At 63.2% G+C, this 16,270-nt stretch carries 15 protein-coding genes; 11 read left to right on the top strand and 4 right to left on the bottom strand.

Features of this window, described 5'->3' with window-relative positions:
• Window positions 1–5: 5 nt before the first annotated feature.
• The 4 genes from nusB to LQR33_RS06410 all read left to right on the top strand — a co-directional run bounded on the left by nusB (window position 6) and on the right by LQR33_RS06410 (window position 4,997).
• Window positions 6–455, top strand: coding sequence for a transcription antitermination factor NusB (gene nusB, locus LQR33_RS06425; protein ID WP_021476205.1), 450 nt, complete (start codon window positions 6–8; stop codon window positions 453–455).
• 71 nt (window positions 456–526) lie between these two features.
• Complete coding sequence (thiL, locus tag LQR33_RS06420) at window positions 527–1,471, top strand: thiamine-phosphate kinase (protein ID WP_231468027.1); 945 nt, start codon at window positions 527–529, stop codon at window positions 1,469–1,471.
• Window positions 1,455–1,961 (top strand): phosphatidylglycerophosphatase A family protein, encoded by a 507-nt coding sequence (locus LQR33_RS06415; protein ID WP_221664425.1) that lies wholly within the window; start codon window positions 1,455–1,457, stop codon window positions 1,959–1,961. Before thiL ends, LQR33_RS06415 begins: the two co-directional genes overlap by 17 nt.
• 132 nt (window positions 1,962–2,093) lie before the next feature.
• Window positions 2,094–4,997, top strand: coding sequence for a DNA translocase FtsK (locus LQR33_RS06410; RefSeq protein WP_231468026.1), 2,904 nt, complete (start codon window positions 2,094–2,096; stop codon window positions 4,995–4,997).
• Between the two features lie 61 nt (window positions 4,998–5,058).
• Here LQR33_RS06410 and LQR33_RS06405 read toward each other — a convergent pair whose 3' ends face one another.
• From LQR33_RS06405 to map, 3 genes are all read right to left on the bottom strand, one after another.
• Complete coding sequence (locus LQR33_RS06405; RefSeq protein WP_221667133.1) at window positions 5,059–6,324, bottom strand: Hsp70 family protein; 1,266 nt, start codon at window positions 6,322–6,324, stop codon at window positions 5,059–5,061.
• Between the two features lie 71 nt (window positions 6,325–6,395).
• Complete coding sequence (locus LQR33_RS06400) at window positions 6,396–7,484, bottom strand: tyrosine-type recombinase/integrase (RefSeq protein WP_166439134.1); 1,089 nt, start codon at window positions 7,482–7,484, stop codon at window positions 6,396–6,398.
• 41 nt (window positions 7,485–7,525) lie between these two features.
• Window positions 7,526–8,323, bottom strand: coding sequence for a type I methionyl aminopeptidase (gene map / locus LQR33_RS06395; RefSeq protein ID WP_231468024.1), 798 nt, complete (start codon window positions 8,321–8,323; stop codon window positions 7,526–7,528).
• A gap of 275 nt (window positions 8,324–8,598) precedes the next feature.
• Between map and LQR33_RS06390 the strand changes: the two genes are divergently transcribed.
• Entirely contained in the window at window positions 8,599–8,877 is a 279-nt protein-coding gene (locus LQR33_RS06390; RefSeq protein ID WP_166439132.1) for a hypothetical protein, read from the top strand.
• 171 nt (window positions 8,878–9,048) lie between these two features.
• Here LQR33_RS06390 and LQR33_RS06385 read toward each other — a convergent pair whose 3' ends face one another.
• Entirely contained in the window at window positions 9,049–9,813 is a 765-nt protein-coding gene (locus LQR33_RS06385; protein WP_231468022.1) for a response regulator, read from the bottom strand.
• Window positions 9,814–9,985: 172 nt separating this feature from the next.
• Here LQR33_RS06385 and LQR33_RS06380 point away from each other — a divergent pair, with 172 nt between their 5' ends.
• The 6 genes from LQR33_RS06380 to LQR33_RS06355 all read left to right on the top strand — a co-directional run bounded on the left by LQR33_RS06380 (window position 9,986) and on the right by LQR33_RS06355 (window position 16,213).
• On the top strand, window positions 9,986–11,071 hold the full coding sequence (locus tag LQR33_RS06380; RefSeq protein WP_231468020.1) for a response regulator: 1,086 nt from the start codon (window positions 9,986–9,988) through the stop codon (window positions 11,069–11,071).
• Between the two features lie 552 nt (window positions 11,072–11,623).
• A complete protein-coding gene (locus LQR33_RS06375; RefSeq protein ID WP_231468018.1) occupies window positions 11,624–12,670 on the top strand; it encodes a DNA-binding protein in 1,047 nt (348 codons plus the stop codon).
• A gap of 98 nt (window positions 12,671–12,768) precedes the next feature.
• A complete protein-coding gene (locus LQR33_RS06370) occupies window positions 12,769–13,398 on the top strand; it encodes a hypothetical protein (RefSeq protein WP_166439128.1) in 630 nt (209 codons plus the stop codon).
• Window positions 13,399–13,538: 140 nt separating this feature from the next.
• Window positions 13,539–14,267 (top strand): pseudouridine synthase, encoded by a 729-nt coding sequence (locus LQR33_RS06365; protein ID WP_166439127.1) that lies wholly within the window; start codon window positions 13,539–13,541, stop codon window positions 14,265–14,267.
• Between the two features lie 20 nt (window positions 14,268–14,287).
• Window positions 14,288–15,283 carry a hypothetical protein gene (locus tag LQR33_RS06360; protein WP_166439126.1) on the top strand — a complete coding sequence of 332 codons (996 nt, stop codon included), beginning with the start codon at window positions 14,288–14,290 and terminating at the stop codon, window positions 15,281–15,283.
• A 237-nt stretch (window positions 15,284–15,520) separates the two neighbouring features.
• Window positions 15,521–16,213 (top strand): hypothetical protein, encoded by a 693-nt coding sequence (locus LQR33_RS06355; protein WP_231468016.1) that lies wholly within the window; start codon window positions 15,521–15,523, stop codon window positions 16,211–16,213.
• Window positions 16,214–16,270: the final 57 nt, after the last annotated feature.

Raw genomic sequence — 16,270 nt, 5'->3', positions numbered from 1 at the left:
CCACCATGAAAACCGCCCGCCGCCGCGCCCGCGAATTTGCCGTGCAAGGCATTTACGAATGGGAACTGAATCCGGACCGTCCGGCTTCGCTGATTGAAAAACACCTGCGCGAGAACGAATACTTCGCCAAGGCCGACGAGGCTCTGTTCCGCAGCATCCTGTACGGCGTGCTGAAAGATGTGGAACTGCTGTCCGTTCAGGTCGGCCGCTATTACGAGCGCGCCGAGGACGAAGTCAGCCCGGTGGAGCGCGCCGTGCTGCTGATGGCCGCGCTGGAACTGACGCAAAGCCCGGAAACCCCGTATCCGGTGATCATCAACGAAGCCATCGAAATCACCAAGACTTTCGGCGGCACCGATGGCCACAAATTCGTCAACGGCGTGCTGGACAAGCTGGCCGCCGAAGTGCGCGGCGACGAAGTGCTGGCGCAGAAGCAGCGCCGCAAGCAGGACTGAGTCGGGCGCGCCTATAGGCGTGCCGCTGTCGACGACACCCGCCGCCGGCGGGTGTTTTTGCGTGAGGTGCCATGAACGAATTCGAACTGATCGGCCGTTATTTCAAGCGGCCCACGCCATCCGCGGTGCTGGGCGTCGGCGACGACGCCGCCATCGTCCGGCCGACGCCGGGCCATGAGCTGCACCTGTCGGCGGACATGCTGGTGGAAGGGCGCCACTTCTTCGCCGACGTGTCGCCGCGCGCGCTGGGCCATAAGACGCTGGCGGTCAACCTTTCCGACATGGCGGCGATGGGTGCCCGGCCGCGCTGGGCGTTGCTTTCCATCGCGCTGCCGCGCGCCGACGAAGCCTGGGTGGCGGAATTCGCCGCAGGTTTCTTCGCGCTGGCGGATGCCCACGGCGTGGAGCTGATTGGCGGCGACACCACCGGCGGGCCGCTGACGCTGTCGGTGACCATCATGGGCGAGACGCCGGCTGGCCAGGCCTTGCGCCGCGACGGCGCCAAGCCGGGCGACGACATCTGGGTGTCCGGCGAATTGGGCCTGGGCGCGCTGGCGGTGCGCCATCGGCTGGGCTGGCTGAATGTAAACGATATGGAACTGCTGGCCGCCGCGACGCACAAACTGGAATGCCCGGAGCCGAGGCTGGCGCTGGGTGCCGCGCTGCTGCCGCTGGCGCATGCCGCCGCCGACGTGTCGGACGGACTGCTGGCCGACCTCGGCCACATTCTGGCCGCATCCGGGGTGGCGGGCGAAGTGTGGGCCGACGCCTTGCCGTCCCATCCCGCGCTGGAAGCCCGCCGCGAGGAATACCTCGCCTGCCTGGCGGCCGGCGGGGACGATTACGAACTGGTTTTCACGGCGCCGCAGGCGCGCCGCGCCGCCATCGAGGCGGTGGCGGGCGTCTGCCGCGTCACCCGCATCGGCCGCGTGCAGGAAGGGCGGGGCGCCAGATTGCTGGATGCGGCCGGGCGGACTGTGGAGCTGGACAAGAAAGGTTATGACCACTTTGGCTGACACACCGAAAATCACGCCCAACTGGCGTTTTTTGCTGAGCAATCCCGTTCATCTGCTGTCTTTCGGTTTCGGCAGCGGGCTGATGAAAAAAGCGCCGGGCACTTGGGGCACCTTGGTCGCGTATCCCATCTTCTTTCCCTTGCTCGCCCTTGGCGTCAACGGCTGGGCATTGATGGCGCTGTGCCTCCCCTTGTTCCTGGTCGGAGTCTACACATGCGGCATCACCGGCAGGGCGTTGGGCGTGCATGACTACGGCGGCATCGTCTGGGACGAGGTGGTGGGCATGCTGATGGTACTGGCCTTCGCGCCGGCAGGCTGGGCCGGATGGACTCTGGCCTTCGCGCTGTTCCGCCTGTTCGACATCGTCAAACCCTGGCCGATACGTTGGTTTGACCAGCGCGTGGGCGGCGGCTTCGGCGTGATGGTGGACGATGTGATCGCCGCGCTGTTCGCGCTGGCCGCCCAGGCTTTGATCTGGCATTGGTTGTGATGCGAGCGCACAAAACAGTTACAATCAGATCTTAAAGTGACAGACAGTTTGACGCTTGACTCAGTCCAGCGCGCTGCCATGAAAAACACGCCCGCGCCCGCCGCGGGCAGCTAAATTTCGGGGTTCTCGACCGTGTGGGTTGTCGTCGTACTATTGCTGTCAGCGCTGGCCGCGGCCGGCTGGCTGGTGAAAAGCGGCAAAATGCCGCAACTGATGCGCAAGCTGGATGGCTTGCTGGGCGTGGAGGGTCGCAGCGAGCGCTACGAACCCGACTACTTCGCCGAGCAGCCGCCGCGGGCGGAGGAGGCCGGGCAGGAAGCGCCGCTCGCAGTCCAGGCTGATGATCGGCCAGACGCGGAGCCTTTGCCGACTGCCCGACGGGAAGAGGCCCCGCGCCGGGAGGAACGGGCCCAGCCCGTTCGCATCTCGCCCCAGGATCGGCAGGCTAGGCGGGCTGCGTCTGTAGCCGAAGACCAGCCTCCGCGCGAAACCATCGTGCTGCCCAAGCGCGCCCCGACGGCCAGCCAGGAGCCGCCGGCCGAGTTGCCGGTGCTGGAATTGTCACGCGAGTACCGCCGCAAAAACCGCCATCCGCAGCAGCTGTCGGAAGCGGACGACTTGCCGGTGATCGGCCTGTCCGAGATGCAAAGCAATATGCAGAAGGACTACCTCCGCCGCCGGCGCGTCCGCGGAGTCGAGCCGGGCGAGCGCGGCGAAGACGCGCTGCCGCTGATCGGTAGCGGCGAAGTGCGCGCCGCGGTGGCCAGTCTTCATGCGCATCGCCGCAGCCCGTCGCCTGCCGCGCCGCTGCCGCGGGTGGAACTGGTGGCCATTCCGCGCGGAAAGCCCGAAGCCAAGCCGGAGCCGGAGAAGCCGTTGGTGATTCTGGAGCCGCTGCGCAAGCCTGAACCAACTCAGGCCAGCAAGCCTGTCGTGGCGGAACCTGTTCCCGCCCCAATGGCGGACGTTCACGTCCAAGAACCGCCGATTCAGCCCGTGACGGCGCCGGAGCCGGCCGCGACGGAATTTCCCCCTGTAGACGCCGAAGCGTTGGAGCCGCAGTCCTGGCCGGAAATCGGCGAAGTGGAAGCCCCAGCGCAGGAAGCCAATCATTCGCCGCCGCAGTTGGCGGCAAGTCCTGAGCCTGCTGCGCCTGCATCTATTCCGTTCGAGCCAGCGGTTGCCGAGCACGCGCCTGAGCCCGCGGCGGCAGACGCGCAAGGTGCGGCCGACGGACACGCAGAAGAGGCTATCGCCGACGCTTCTCCCGCCTTGCGCACGCCATGGCGCTGGCCGCAGACGCGCGAAGTGCTGGTGCAGCAAGTGGATGAGGCACCCGCCATCGTGCAACAGACCGTGTTGCCTGAGCCGGCAGCACCGTCCCTGGCCGCCACCGCGGCGCAGTTGGCAAGCAATCCCATGCCCTGGATATTGGTGGAGGAGAAGCCGGCGGCGCAGCCGGCCGCTGCGGCCGTTGCAACAGTGCCTGCCGCCTTGCCCGAGCCTGAGTTCGCGCCAGCGGAGGACGCCCTGGAGCGCCATGGCTACGACGACTCCATGTTGCCCGGCCTGAACCTGTTGAACCCGGCCGATGCGGCGCAAGAAGCGTGCAATCAGGACGAACTGATCGAGCGCGGCATCGTGATCGAGGAGAAGTGCGCCGAGTTCAAGGTCAAGGTCAGCGTGGTGGATGCTTACGCCGGCCCGGTGATTACCCGCTACGAGGTGGAGCCGGCGGTGGGCGTGCGCGGCAACCAGGTGGTGAACCTGATGAAGGATCTGTCGCGCGCGCTGGGCCTGGCCTCCATCCGCGTGGTGGAGACCATTCCGGGCAAAACCTGCATGGGCCTGGAGCTGCCCAATCCCAAGCGGCAGATGATACGGCTGTCGGAGATCTTCTCCGCCGACGTGTTCCAGCATTCCGCGTCGCGGCTGACGATGGCGCTGGGCAAGGACATTACCGGCGAGCCGGTGGTGACCGACCTGGCCAAGGCGCCGCACCTGCTGGTGGCCGGCACCACCGGCTCAGGCAAGTCGGTGGGCGTCAATGCGATGATCCTGTCGCTGCTGTACAAGGCGACGCCGGAAGAAGTCCGCTTCATCATGATCGACCCCAAGATGCTGGAATTGTCGGTTTACAACGACATTCCGCACTTGCTGGCGCCGGTGGTCACCGACATGAAGCTGGCCGCCAACGCGCTGAACTGGTGCGTGGGCGAGATGGAGAAGCGCTATCGCTTGATGAGCGCGCTGGGCGTGCGCAACCTGGCCGGCTACAACCAGAAGGTGCGCGAGGCCGCCGAGCGCGGCCAGCGCATCGCCAATCCGTTCAGCCTGACGCCGGAAACGCCCGAGCCCTTGGACAAGCTGCCGTTCATCGTGGTGGTGGTGGACGAGTTCGCCGACCTGATGATGGTGGCGGGCAAGAAGATCGAGGAGTTGATCGCCCGTCTGGCGCAGAAGGCGCGCGCCGCCGGCATCCACCTGATCCTGGCCACGCAGCGGCCGTCGGTGGACGTGATCACCGGCCTGATCAAGGCTAACATCCCGACCCGGATCGCCTTCCAGGTGTCCAGCAAGATAGACAGCCGCACCATTCTGGACCAGATGGGCGCGGAAAGCCTGCTTGGCCAGGGCGACATGCTGTACCTGCCGCCGGGCACCGGCTATCCGCAACGGGTGCACGGCGCCTTCGTCACCGATGACGAGGTTCATGCGGTGGTGGAGCATCTGAAACAATACGGCGAGCCGGATTACGTGGAAGGCCTGCTGACTGGGGAGAGCGAGGCGGATGATGCCTCGGCGGATGCCACCGCCAAGGCTCAGGCGGCGACGGAAACCGATCCCCTGTACGACGAGGCGGTGGAGATCGTGCTGCGCACCCGCAAGCCATCCATTTCCGGCGTGCAGCGCCATCTGCGCATCGGCTACAACCGCGCCGCGCGTCTGATCGAGGAGATGGAGGCCGCCGGCATCGTCAGCCCGATGGAGAGCAACGGCAACCGCACGGTGCTGGTGCCGCAGCGGGACTTCTGATTCTTCGTCCCAATAAAAAAACGCCGCGATGATACGCGGCGTTTTTTGCCAGCCCGGAGGCTCAGCCGTAACGCTTCTTCGCCTCGATGGCCAGGCCGCTGCCAATGCTGCCGAATAGATTGCCTTCCACGTGGCGGGCATTGGGCAGCAGTGCGCGGATGCCGTCGCGCAACGCCGGTACGCCGCTGGAGCCGCCGGTGAAGAACACGGTGTCGACGTTTTCAGCCTTTAGCCCGGAATCGGCCAGCAGCTTGCCGACGGTGCCGCCGACGCGATCCAGCAGCGAGCCGATGCTGGTCTCGAAATCGGCGCGGCTGAGATCGCAGCGCAAGCCGCGCTCGATGGTGTCCAGCGCTAGGCGGTGGCTGTCCTGGTCGGACAGCGCGATCTTGGCCGCTTCCACTTCCATCGCCAGCCAATGGCCGGCGCGTTCCTGGATCAGCTTGAACAGGCGATCCAGCTTTTGCGGCTCGGCGGCATCGCGGTGCACATCCTGCAGATCCATCCAGGCCTTGCGGGTGTAGGCGAAGTTGATGGTGTGCCAGGTGGCCAGGTTGAAGTACTGGCTGGACGGCATCTCGGCGTTGTTGCGCAGGCGGGTCTTGAAGCCGAACAAAGGCATCACGCCGTGCAGGCTCAGCTGGCGGTCGAAATCGGTGCCGCCGATGTGCACGCCGCCGGTGGCCAGAATGTCGTCGCGGCGCTCGGCATGGCTGCGGCGCTCCGGCGACAGGCGGATCAGCGTGAAGTCCGAGGTGCCGCCGCCGATGTCGACGATCAGCACCAGCTCTTCTTTTTCGATATTGGATTCGTAGTCGAACGCCGCGGCGATCGGCTCCAGCTGGAAGGAAATTTCCTTGAAGCCTACCTGGCGGGCGATATCGGCCAGCGTGTCCTGCGCCAGCTTGTCGGCTTGCGGGTTGTCGTCGACAAAGTAAACCGGGCGGCCCAGCACCACTTGCTCGAACTCGCGGCCGGCGGTGGCTTCGGCGCGCAGCTTCAGCTCCTGGATGAACAGCTTCAGCAGATGGCGGAACGGCAGCGCCTTGCCCTGGACTTCGGTTTGGCTGTCGATCAGGCTGGAGCCCAGCAGGCTCTTCAGCGAGCGCATCAGCCGGCCTTCAAAGCCGTCTATATATTCGGCCAGCGCGGCGCGGCCGAAACGGGAATGGTCTTCCTCGTAATTGAAGAACACCACCGAAGGCAGCGTGATCTTGCCGTCTTCCAGCTGCAGCAGGGTGTCATGGCCAGGACGCAGCCAGCCCACGGTGGAGTTGGAGGTGCCAAAGTCTATGCCGCAGGCGCGGGCGGCAGTTTGATCAGTCATTCAGCATCTCCTTGAAAATAAAAGAGGCGCGATGGTACGCGGAATGGCGCGGAAAGGGAAGGGCGAAACGCTCAGGCATCGCGTTTGAGCTTGTGCAGGCGGCTGGCCTCGTGGCGTGCGTCTTCCTCGCTGTGCAGGTAGCGGCGCGTGGTCTGGATGCTGGCGTGGCGCAGGTTCTGGCTGACCAGCAGCAAAGGCACGCCGGCTTCCAGCTGGTGGCTGGCGGCGGTATGCCGCAGCCAGTGGGTGCTGGCCGCGCGCAGCTTGGCGCGGACTTCATCGTTGGGCGCGCTGGCTTGCGCCCGGCCGAACACTTCCTTGCAGACCAGATAGATCGCCTTGTCAGAAAGCGGATTCGCCAGGCCTTTGCTTCCGACGCGGCAAATGAGCGGCGTGTCCTCATTCGCAGCAGGTTGCGGTGGGAGCCCCAAACTCAGCCGGTAACGGGCGAAGGCATCCATCAGCTCGTCCGATAGCGGAATGCGCGCCGAAACACCGCCCTTGCCGACCACATGCCACCACCAGTTGCCGTTGCGGCGGACCAGATCCCCGGCGCGGGCGGCGGCAACCTCGCCGCGGCGCGCGCCGGTCAGGTAGAGCAAGGTGAACAGCCACAGCGCGCGTTCGGCATGGCGGATCTCCCTATCGGTATCGCGCGGCAGATTGTTCAGTGTGGATTGAAGGTGGCCCCAGCAATCGGTGTCGAGGAAGCGTTCGATTTCCTGCGAGGCTTTTCTGGTGCCGCGCCGGCGCAATAATTTGAACGGGTTGCCGTTCAGGTAGCCGGCGTCGTTGAGATAGGCGAACAAGGCGCCCAGCACCGTCAGGCTGTGCTCGACGCTGGCGGGAGACAGCGGCTTGCTGAACGGTTTCCAGTCGGGATGGCTGCGCGGCCGCGCCGGCCCCAGCCACTGTTCGGCCGGATGGGGCGAGGCGAGGAAACGGCGGTAGTCCAGCACATCCTCGCGCTTGACCTGGGCCAGCGTCTGCCGGCGAGGGGCCAGCCACAGCAGCAGGCGCTCAGCTTCCTTGCGGTAGGCCGCCAAGGTGGCGGGACGATCGGCATGCTCGGCCAGCCAGGTCAGCACCGCCTGGGCATCGGACTGCGCCTGTATCAGCGAATGGGAGCCGGAATCGGCGGGGAGGACATCTGGCAGCATGGCGGGAAAGGGCCGCCGCGGGAGCGGGCGGCCTTCTGCGATTACTTGAAGCTGGGCTTGGCCGGGGTACCGGCGGACTGGGTGAGGATTTCGTAGCCGGTTTCGGTGACCAGCACCGTGTGCTCCCACTGGGCGGACAGGCTGCGGTCCTTGGTGACCACGGTCCAGCCATCGGCCAGCATGCGCAGGTGGCGCTTGCCCTGGTTGATCATCGGCTCGATGGTGAAGATCATGCCGGCTTCGATTTCCAGTCCGGTGTCCGGGCGGCCGTAGTGCAGAATCTGCGGCTCCTCGTGGAATTTCTTGCCGATGCCGTGGCCGCAGAATTCCTGCACCACGCTGTAGCCGGCGCTTTCGGCGTAGCTCTGCACCGCGTAACCGATGTCGCCCAGCGTGGCGCCCGGCTTTACTTTCTCGATGCCTTTCCACATGGCTTCGTAGGTGATCTTGCTCAGGCGCTTGGCGTGCGGGCTGACGTCGCCGACGAAGAACATGCGGCTGGTATCGCCGTGATAGCCATCCTTGATCACGGTGATGTCCAGATTCATGATGTCGCCGTTCTTCAACGGCTTGTCATTGGGGATGCCGTGGCAGATCACGTGGTTGACCGAAGTGCATACCGACTTGGGGTAAGGATTGTGGCCATCCGGCGCGTAGTTCAGCGGGGCGGGGATGGTGCCCTGCTCATTGACCATGTAGTCGTGGCACAGCTTGTCGATGGCCTCGGTGGTGATGCCGGGCTTGATGTGCGGGGTGATGAAGTCCAAAACTTCCGACGCCAGGCGGCCGGCGATGCGCATTTTCTCGATATCCTGCGCGTCTTTGATCTGAATAGCCATTTTCTTTATGAAGCCTATTTATTTTCAGTTGTTTACATCAGTCCGGCTTGCGATTTCCAGAAAAAATCCAACAACTTTCAAGCCAGCCCTGATTGCTAATGATTGGTATTCTTCCATTCTACACTAGTTGGCCAGCGCCCGACCCAATGAGCCATCCCAACTTCTGCGCATCGGGCCAAGCGGCGCGTCGAATTTCACGGCCGTCATGACGACTCGTTCCTGATTCGACGAGTGCGCCGCCTGCGCCGAAGACACCTCAGCAAAGAGGCCGTGCGATGCCGCAGACTATCCTGACGAAATGCCTCAAGGACTGCCTGACCGAGAATGATGGCGTCAGCTATTGCCCGTTCCGGATCGCCGGCATGGCTCTGGCCGGCAGCGGCATTCCCACATTCATCTGGGGCGCCGTCCATACAGTCCTAACGACGGGGACGCTCGATTATGTCGCTTTCGCGACAGGCTTTGGCGGCATGCTGACGGGGCTGACCGTATTGTGCGCCGGCATCGCATTAAAGGCCAAGACCGACAGGCCTGCGCCTGAAGACCAACGATGATGGGGGAGGGGCATACGATTGCTCCGGTTCTGGCAATCCGGGCTGCCTCAGTGGAATCGGCCTCGCAGATGGATCTAGGCAGGCGCGCGGCAGGCGTGGCGCCTCACATATTCTTTCTTCAGCCCAGCGTTCCAGATCGGATGAAGCGATTGACTGTCGCGGGAGGCGCCATCAGTTCTCGTGGTTTTCCATCCACCGCTGAAGCTGGCAAAGCAGTTCATCCAACTCCGCGCGAAAAACATCGAGGCGAGGCTCCAGATTCTCGTCCCCCTGACGAACTGCATGCTCCAGATCCAGCGTCAGCCGCACGAAACCTTCGTAGGCAAACGTGCCCAGAGAGCCGCGGTAACGGTGTATCAGCCGCGCGGCGGTCTCCGAGTCGCCTTGCCTCCATTGTTGGCAGGCTTGGTCGAAGTCCTGGCGACAGGTGTCGATGGCTTCCTGCAGCGTGTTGCGCAGCCGGGTCGCCGAGGCGCGGTGCAACAACTTCAACGTGTCCAGTTTCAGCTTGCCGTATTCCTCGCCGGCCTGGCCGCGAACACGGTAGTGGTCAATCAGCCGCAGCAAGGCCTCGCCATCCACGGGCTTGCGCAGAAAGCCATTCATGCCGGCCAGGCGGCAGCTCTCCTGATGGTCCGGCTCCGCGCTGGCCGTCAGCGCGATGATGGGCAACCTCAGCTTCAGCTCCTCGCGAATCGCCCGGGTCGCCCCCAACCCATCCAGCACCGGCATTTGCAGATCCATCAGCACCAGCTGGTAACGCCGGCTATCCTCGCGGAGTCGCTGCAGGGCTTCGGCGCCATTGTTGGCGCAATCGAGCGAAATGCCCAAATCCTCAGCCAGGCTGGCAACAAACAGCTGGTTGATCTGGCTGTCATCTACCAGCAGGACATGCAGCTGGACGCGTTCCGTCTCAATGGAATGCCCTTGTTCCATAAGCCCTCCAAAACAGCGTTCGTTCCATTTTTGATGAAATGCCGTCCGCATCATTCAGACGCCGGTGCCACAAGCCGGGGGAAGAGCTATAGCTGTAGTACCGGGACCACGCTGCGGCCGGGAACCGCGAACGCGATGAGTTAAAGCTTAGACAAGCGAAAGGGTGGGCGAAATGGAAAAACACAGGATGCTGGTGATCGATGACGACCCGATCGTAAGCCAAGTCATGCAGATGCTGTTCGAGACGGAGCTGGAACTGACCTGCAAAATCACCGGCGAAGAGGGCTTGAAAGCGGTCGCGGAGGAAAAGCCAGAGATCGTCTTGCTGGACATTGAAATGGAAGGCATGGATGGATACGAAGCCTGCCGGCGCATCCGCCAGCTGGATCTGCCTCTCCAGCCTTATGTCATATTCGTTTCCGCGCACAGCGACCCTGTGAAGCGGCTGGCCGCATACAGCGTGGGAGGTGAGGATTTCGTCAGCAAGCCATTGCAACCCCAGGAGCTAGTGCGCAAGGTGGAGCAGGCTCTAGGCTACCGTCGCGAGATACATGAGCTGAAAAGCCAGGCGCGGGGCGCGATGTCGGTTGCCATGTCGGCGATGACAGACAGCAGCGCGCTGGGCATTTGCCTGCAGTATTTCCGTCGGCTGTTTCAGGCGGGTGATTCCGGGCAGCTGATGCGGACCACGCTGGACGCGCTCAAGGAGTTCGGGCTGGACGCGTCGGTGCAATTTCGCGACAACGGCGAAGTGAAAACCCTGAGCTCCGAATCCGGCAACAGCCAGCTGGAATCGTTGTTGCTGCAAGACCTGTCCGCGGAGCGGCAACACATTGTTTGCTACGACAGCCGCTGCGCGTTCAATTACGGACCGGTGTCCTTGCTGATCAACAATATGCCTGTGTACGACATCGAGCGCTGCGGCAAGCTGAAGGACTATCTGGCCCTGATGGCGGAGGGCGCGGCAGAGCGTGCCAGCGCCATGATCCAGGACGGTGTGGCGGCAGGGCTGGGCCAGACCGGAACCGCGCTGGCCGCGATCATTGAGAGTCAGCGTGCGGGGCAGGCCGACGCGCGGGCGCTGGTGGGTGCGATGCGAGCCCGGATGGAGGACATGCTGGGCAACCAGCCTCTGGCGGCATCCTTGCTGGCCCTGGTGGACGAGACGCGAGACTCGCTGGACGGGCTGCAACTCCGACAGATGAGAGAGCTGGAGGCGCTTGGACGTCGGCTGCGGGATGTGGCGCTACGGGAGTAGCGCCGGAGCCTCATGACTACCAAGCAAGATGCTGCCTGATTCCATCCTGCGGCGAGCATGGCTAATCGCCCCTCCCCGGCATCGCTATGCATGGCCTTCAAACAGCGGTCAGGGCGCCGCAGCAAGCGGAATCGAGCCTAACTCCCTGAAGCCATAAATTTGGCTTGCCGCGACAGTAATGACGAAGCCATCCAGCTGGCCGTGAAATAGCCTCGAGCATCCGGCAATCCGGACCATTCGATCCTGCTCAAGTCGAGAAGCAAACCCTCTTTCCATTCTCTGGCGTACCTTCTTTATGTGCGGAGGCGCGCAGTGCCGCCACGCGTCCATGAGGGAGAGGAGGGCCGGTATGGACCAGGCAATGATTTTGCATCGAGTAGGGCTTGTTGGCATGGCCATTTTCATCGAGATGCGCCCTTCAATATTCCGATAAGTATAATTATAGGAAAAATTTATAGAATTTGATAAATTTAAAATGTTATACGTAATATATTTACCAATTTGAATCTGCTACACTTCAGCCCAAATAAGAGTGCGCAAAGGAAAGCCAAAGTGACGGCCGATATTTATTCGCGGATACGCCAGGCGGCGTTCGAACTGGTAGCGGAGGGGGCCTGGCCCACCGTGGTGGATGTCCGCGCCCGCCTCGGTAGCGGCTCCAACACCACCATCAACAATACGCTGAAAACATGGCGGCAAGAGTTTCTGAGCAAAGTAGCCGTCTCCTCGAGAAGACCCGACTGGCCCCCCGCGCTGGCCGAAGCCTTTGATCAGATATGGCAGAAAGCTTGCGACGAAGCCGATCAACAGCTGGCCTCGGTTCGCGAGGAGGCAGAGGCCGAGGCGAAAGCACTGAACAAGCAGCTGGCAGATCTGGCGCACAAGCACGAGTTGGCCGAGGCCGAGACGCAGTCGTTGCGACACGAACTGGAGTTGCGCGCCGCGCGCCAAGTTGAGCTGGACAGCCAGCTGCAACGGGAGAAACTGCTGACCGAGTCGCTGGAAAAGGAGCGGGCGGAGCTGCAAGGCTCAGCCGCACAACTCCGCGACGAGCTGAGGCAGGAGCGTAAGCGCGCAAATGAGCAGTTGGAGGAGCAGGAAAACCAACATCAGCAGCAACTGCAGGCCGAGCGGGACGAATCGGAGCGCAAAGAGGCGCTTGCCTACGAGCGACTGGAGGGCCTGCGCGTCAGGCTGTATCAGCAAGTGGAGGAAGAGCGCCGGGACATGAAGCTGCAAACGCAAAAACTGGAGGACGCGCTAAGCCAGGCTCGACAAGATGCCGCAGCAGTGGAGAATCTGTGGCGCGAACGCCTGCTGGAACGGGAGCGGGAAAACGGCGGGCTGCAGGCGCGGCTGGAACTGATGGCGCAAAGAGAGGAAAGCTTGCGACAAGAGGCTCTGACTCGACAGCAGGCGCTGGATGCCGGCAGCGCTCAGTTGCAGGAGCTAGCCGCGCGATGCGCCCGCCTGGAAGAGCGGAGCAGGCAGGAGCGCGCCAGAGGCATGGAGCGGGCGTGCGCGGCCTGGGATGCGGGAAGCCGGCCGGCGCCTGAGCAAACCCTGCGCGACTGGCTCGGCGAGCAGCTAGCGGACTGACCAAGCCGCCTGTCCGTCGGAACAGGCCGGGTCGACAGAAATCGCGCAGCCCTTGTCTATGCTGAATGAGTTTCGCCCACTCACATCAGGGAGTCGATATGACCATGCAAGGCTATGCCGTACTCTACTCGGCGCTTGTCATCGCGCTGTTCGCCGCCGTCGTCTGGAAAACGGACATCCTGCGCGATCGCGGCCCGCTCGTGCCGGGAGTCGTCAATGGACAGCAAACCTTCAGCCTGGCGCGCAGCCAATTGATCTGGTGGACCTTTCTGGTCGCCGTGATTGCCGGCTGGACGCTGCTCACCACCAACAATCTGCCCGCGCCCACGCTTGAGCTGCTGGGGTTGCTGGGCATCAGCGTAGCCACCTCCGGCGCGGCCTCCTTGATAGACGCTCCTTCGGGCGCAATTCCGGCATCGGCGCAACGTTCGCGCGGCTGGCTGCAGGACGTGCTGGACGACGGGCAGGGCGTGTCCATCCATCGTTACCAGGCCCTGCTGGCCAATGTTGGCATAGGCGTCGCGTTTTTGTACAAATCGGTGCAACTGCAAAGCTTCTACCCGATAGATGCAAGCTGGCTGGTTGTTTTGGGCCTGAGCAGCGCCACCTACGTCGGTATGAAGTCCAGGGAGGGTGGAGCCATAGCTGCGCAGGCCGCTCCCATCCCGGCGCAGCAAGCGAGCGGCCCGGCAAGCGCGCCGCCGTCCACGCCGGCGGTGCCGGCCTGAAACCAGCCGTGCAACTGGTCAAATTTGCCGCCCCGCATGGTCAGCCGGGCGGCAATCTCTTACAATGATGGTCGATTCAATGGCGGTCTCCATGCGCGAATGCGTGCCCGGAGCCCGCTTTTTCATTACGGAAAGACCAAATGGAACCTGTACGACTGTCCAAGCGAATGGCCGAATTAGGGCTGTGTTCGCGCCGCGAAGCCGACAGCTATATCGAGCAGGGCTGGGTCAAAGTGGATGGCGAAGTGGCCATCCTGGGCCAGAAAGTCCTGCCGCACAATCAGATAGAGGTCGACAGGAAGGCGCAGGATGCGCAATCCGCGCGCGTGACCATCCTGCTGAACAAGCCGGTCGGCTACGTCTCCGGCCAGGCCGAGGATGGTTATCTGCCTGCCGCCGCATTGGTGAAGCCGGAAAACCGCTGGGCCGAGGATGGCAGCCACAAGCGCTTCCAGCCGTCGCACCTGCGCGGCCTGGCCCCGGCCGGCCGCCTGGACATCGACTCCGTCGGCCTGCTGGTGCTGACCCAGGATGGCCGCATCGCCAAACAGCTGATCGGCGAGCATTCCGAGGTGGAAAAGGAGTACTTGGTGCGCGTCGAAGGAGAGCTGTCGGCTGACGGCCTGAAGTTGCTCAACCACGGACTGTCTCTGGATGGCAAAAAGCTGCTTCCCGCCAAAGTCAGCTGGCAGAACGATGATCAGCTGCGCTTCGTTCTGCGCGAAGGTAAGAAGCGCCAGATTCGTCGTATGTGCGAACTGGTCGGACTGAGAGTGGTCGGACTGAAGCGCATTTCTATCGGCAGGGTCAAGCTGGGCAACCTTCCCACCGGGCAATGGCGCTATCTTCGGGATGACGAGCAATTCTGACTGGCCGCGGGAGGATGAGCATGTTCGAGTTTTTGTTGCGCAAGCTGGGATGGGATGCGGCCAGCCGGCAACAGGCTCGAGAGCTGGCGCTGGAGATCGAGCAATTGCTGGAGGCTTGCGACCGACGGCTTTGCCTGCTGCCGGGGCATCAGCATGCACTGATGCCTGGCATGCGTATCGCCCAGTCCTACCTCGCCACGCTGAGCGACAAACTGCCCCCGGCGCTGGAATTGTCGCTACAGAGTTTCGCTCGCGATCCAAGGCTGGGCCTGCTGTTCGCCGGCCCATCCAGTCTGCTCGACGTCCTTGAGGGCAGCGAGTCCTTGCGGGCGTTTTTCTCATCAGCCTTGAATGGTGATGAAGCCTGGGCGCTGATGACCATGCAGCGCAGCGAAACCGCCAGATTCGGCGTCGCCATGGAAAATGGCGAGCTGCGCAACGATGTCGCCCAAATCGTCGTCAGCTTCGACTGCCATGGATTGCAGCTGCCCTGCGCCAGCGAGGAGGCGTTTCGCACACAGTCCGGGGAGCGAGCGCTGCACGTACTGACGGCGGTCATCGCCCGGCAGCTTGGATTGCTGGAGCAGACCCGACTCCAGCTGGAGGCGGAATTGGGGCGCCTGCAATTGCGCAGACTGACGCTGCAATCCCCGTCGCGGATCGTGGTGGATGGGCAGGGCGGCGACGATCTCCCTGATACGCTGGCCGAGCTGGACAAGCGCCTTTCAGAAGTGCGCCCGCAACTGGAAAGCCTGCGGGAATTGAATAGTCTGGAAGGGGCTCTGGATACGGTTCGCCATGTGCTTGAGCACCCCGGCGACTACTTCAGCCTGGAGAACGTGACGCTGCGCCTCAATCGAATGGGCATCAAATGCGAGGCCGGCGAAGATGGCGCGACCACATTGCAGCTGGAAGAGCTTGTTCTGGGCCGGGAGCGGCCAACCCGCAGGGCGCTGATGCCGGTGAAGATTCACCGGGAGAGCATTGCCGAACTCCGCCGGCAATTTCGTGATTGACAAGCCCCGGGCCGGGCAGCTCCGTTTGCCAAAACCATTACGACCGCCCGCAGACGGACTATGCTGAATATGGAACAAGTTTCAATCGGCCTCAGGGCGGTCGGTTGAATCTGCCCCGACCTTCTGGCCGGGGCTTTTTTCTACTCAGACATCCTCTTGCCAAAAGAATGGCAACGCCAAATTCGGAATGCCTGCCGACTGCGATAGAATTTCCACCTCATCATTTCGGAGCCGGCAATGAAAAAAACGATATTGACGTGCATGTTGGCATGGTGCGGCCTAGCTTCGGCCGCGAGCCCGGAAGCGCCGCCTCTGAGCGGGCATTACTACCTGCAGGACGTGAGGGAGGTCGGCGCGGAGCTGTTGCTGAAGCCGGATGGCAGCTTCGAATGGGGAATGAGTTACGGCGCCGTCGATCAGTACGCCCAAGGAAACTGGAAAGCGCAAGGCGGCAAGGTGGAGCTGCATAGCGCCGCGCCGGAAAAGGCGCCGGTTTTCCGTCCGTTCCGCGATGAGGAGTTTCGCATTCGCCGGCCTGCGGAAGAGGGAAGCTGGCTGGCGATCGTTGGCATGCCCGGCGTAGGCCCGATGGCCGGCGTGGAGGTCAGCTTTCAAAGCCGATCCGGCAAGGTGCTGGCGGCCGTCACCGACCGCAATGGCGACGCCATGGTCAGCGCGCCTAAGGGAGAGGCTTGGAGCAAAGCGGGCTTGCGCCGGAATGGCGGCAAGGATCAGCCGCAATGGTTCGACGTGCCCGAGGAGCGCTCCGCCCAGCGTTTGGCCGCCTTCGCCGTCGACGATGCCGCCTATCTGAGGCAGCCGCCATTCCAGAACCTGATCCTGACGGTGCGGAAAGACGGCAAGCTAGAGGTCGATGACGGCGCCGGACGCATGGTCTATGCCCGTCAGGATGCGGGCAAGGAAGAATAAAAAACCGCCATGGCGACAGGGGGCTGCATAACCACGGCGGCGGCAAAGTCGAAATGC

This window comes from Chromobacterium piscinae (assembly GCF_021129175.1).
Taxonomy (GTDB): Bacteria; Pseudomonadota; Gammaproteobacteria; order Burkholderiales; family Chromobacteriaceae; genus Chromobacterium; species Chromobacterium piscinae.
This window is presented reverse-complemented; position numbering and strand designations above follow the sequence as displayed.

Excerpts from the sequence above, each read along its gene's own strand:
- LQR33_RS06385 (WP_231468022.1), bottom strand. The coding sequence starts at position 9,813 with ATGGAACAAGGGCATTCCATTGAGACGGAACGCGTCCAGCTGCATGTC.
- LQR33_RS06360 (WP_166439126.1), top strand. The coding sequence starts at position 14,288 with ATGTTCGAGTTTTTGTTGCGCAAGCTGGGATGGGATGCGGCCAGCCGG.
- LQR33_RS06370 (WP_166439128.1), top strand. The coding sequence starts at position 12,769 with ATGACCATGCAAGGCTATGCCGTACTCTACTCGGCGCTTGTCATCGCG.
- LQR33_RS06390 (WP_166439132.1), top strand. The coding sequence starts at position 8,599 with ATGCCGCAGACTATCCTGACGAAATGCCTCAAGGACTGCCTGACCGAG.
- nusB (WP_021476205.1), top strand. The coding sequence starts at position 6 with ATGAAAACCGCCCGCCGCCGCGCCCGCGAATTTGCCGTGCAAGGCATT.
- LQR33_RS06365 (WP_166439127.1), top strand. The coding sequence starts at position 13,539 with ATGGAACCTGTACGACTGTCCAAGCGAATGGCCGAATTAGGGCTGTGT.
- thiL (WP_231468027.1), top strand. The coding sequence starts at position 527 with ATGAACGAATTCGAACTGATCGGCCGTTATTTCAAGCGGCCCACGCCA.
- LQR33_RS06355 (WP_231468016.1), top strand. The coding sequence starts at position 15,521 with ATGAAAAAAACGATATTGACGTGCATGTTGGCATGGTGCGGCCTAGCT.
- LQR33_RS06415 (WP_221664425.1), top strand. The coding sequence starts at position 1,455 with ATGACCACTTTGGCTGACACACCGAAAATCACGCCCAACTGGCGTTTT.
- LQR33_RS06400 (WP_166439134.1), bottom strand. The coding sequence starts at position 7,484 with ATGCTGCCAGATGTCCTCCCCGCCGATTCCGGCTCCCATTCGCTGATA.
- LQR33_RS06405 (WP_221667133.1), bottom strand. The coding sequence starts at position 6,324 with ATGACTGATCAAACTGCCGCCCGCGCCTGCGGCATAGACTTTGGCACC.
- LQR33_RS06380 (WP_231468020.1), top strand. The coding sequence starts at position 9,986 with ATGGAAAAACACAGGATGCTGGTGATCGATGACGACCCGATCGTAAGC.
- map (WP_231468024.1), bottom strand. The coding sequence starts at position 8,323 with ATGGCTATTCAGATCAAAGACGCGCAGGATATCGAGAAAATGCGCATC.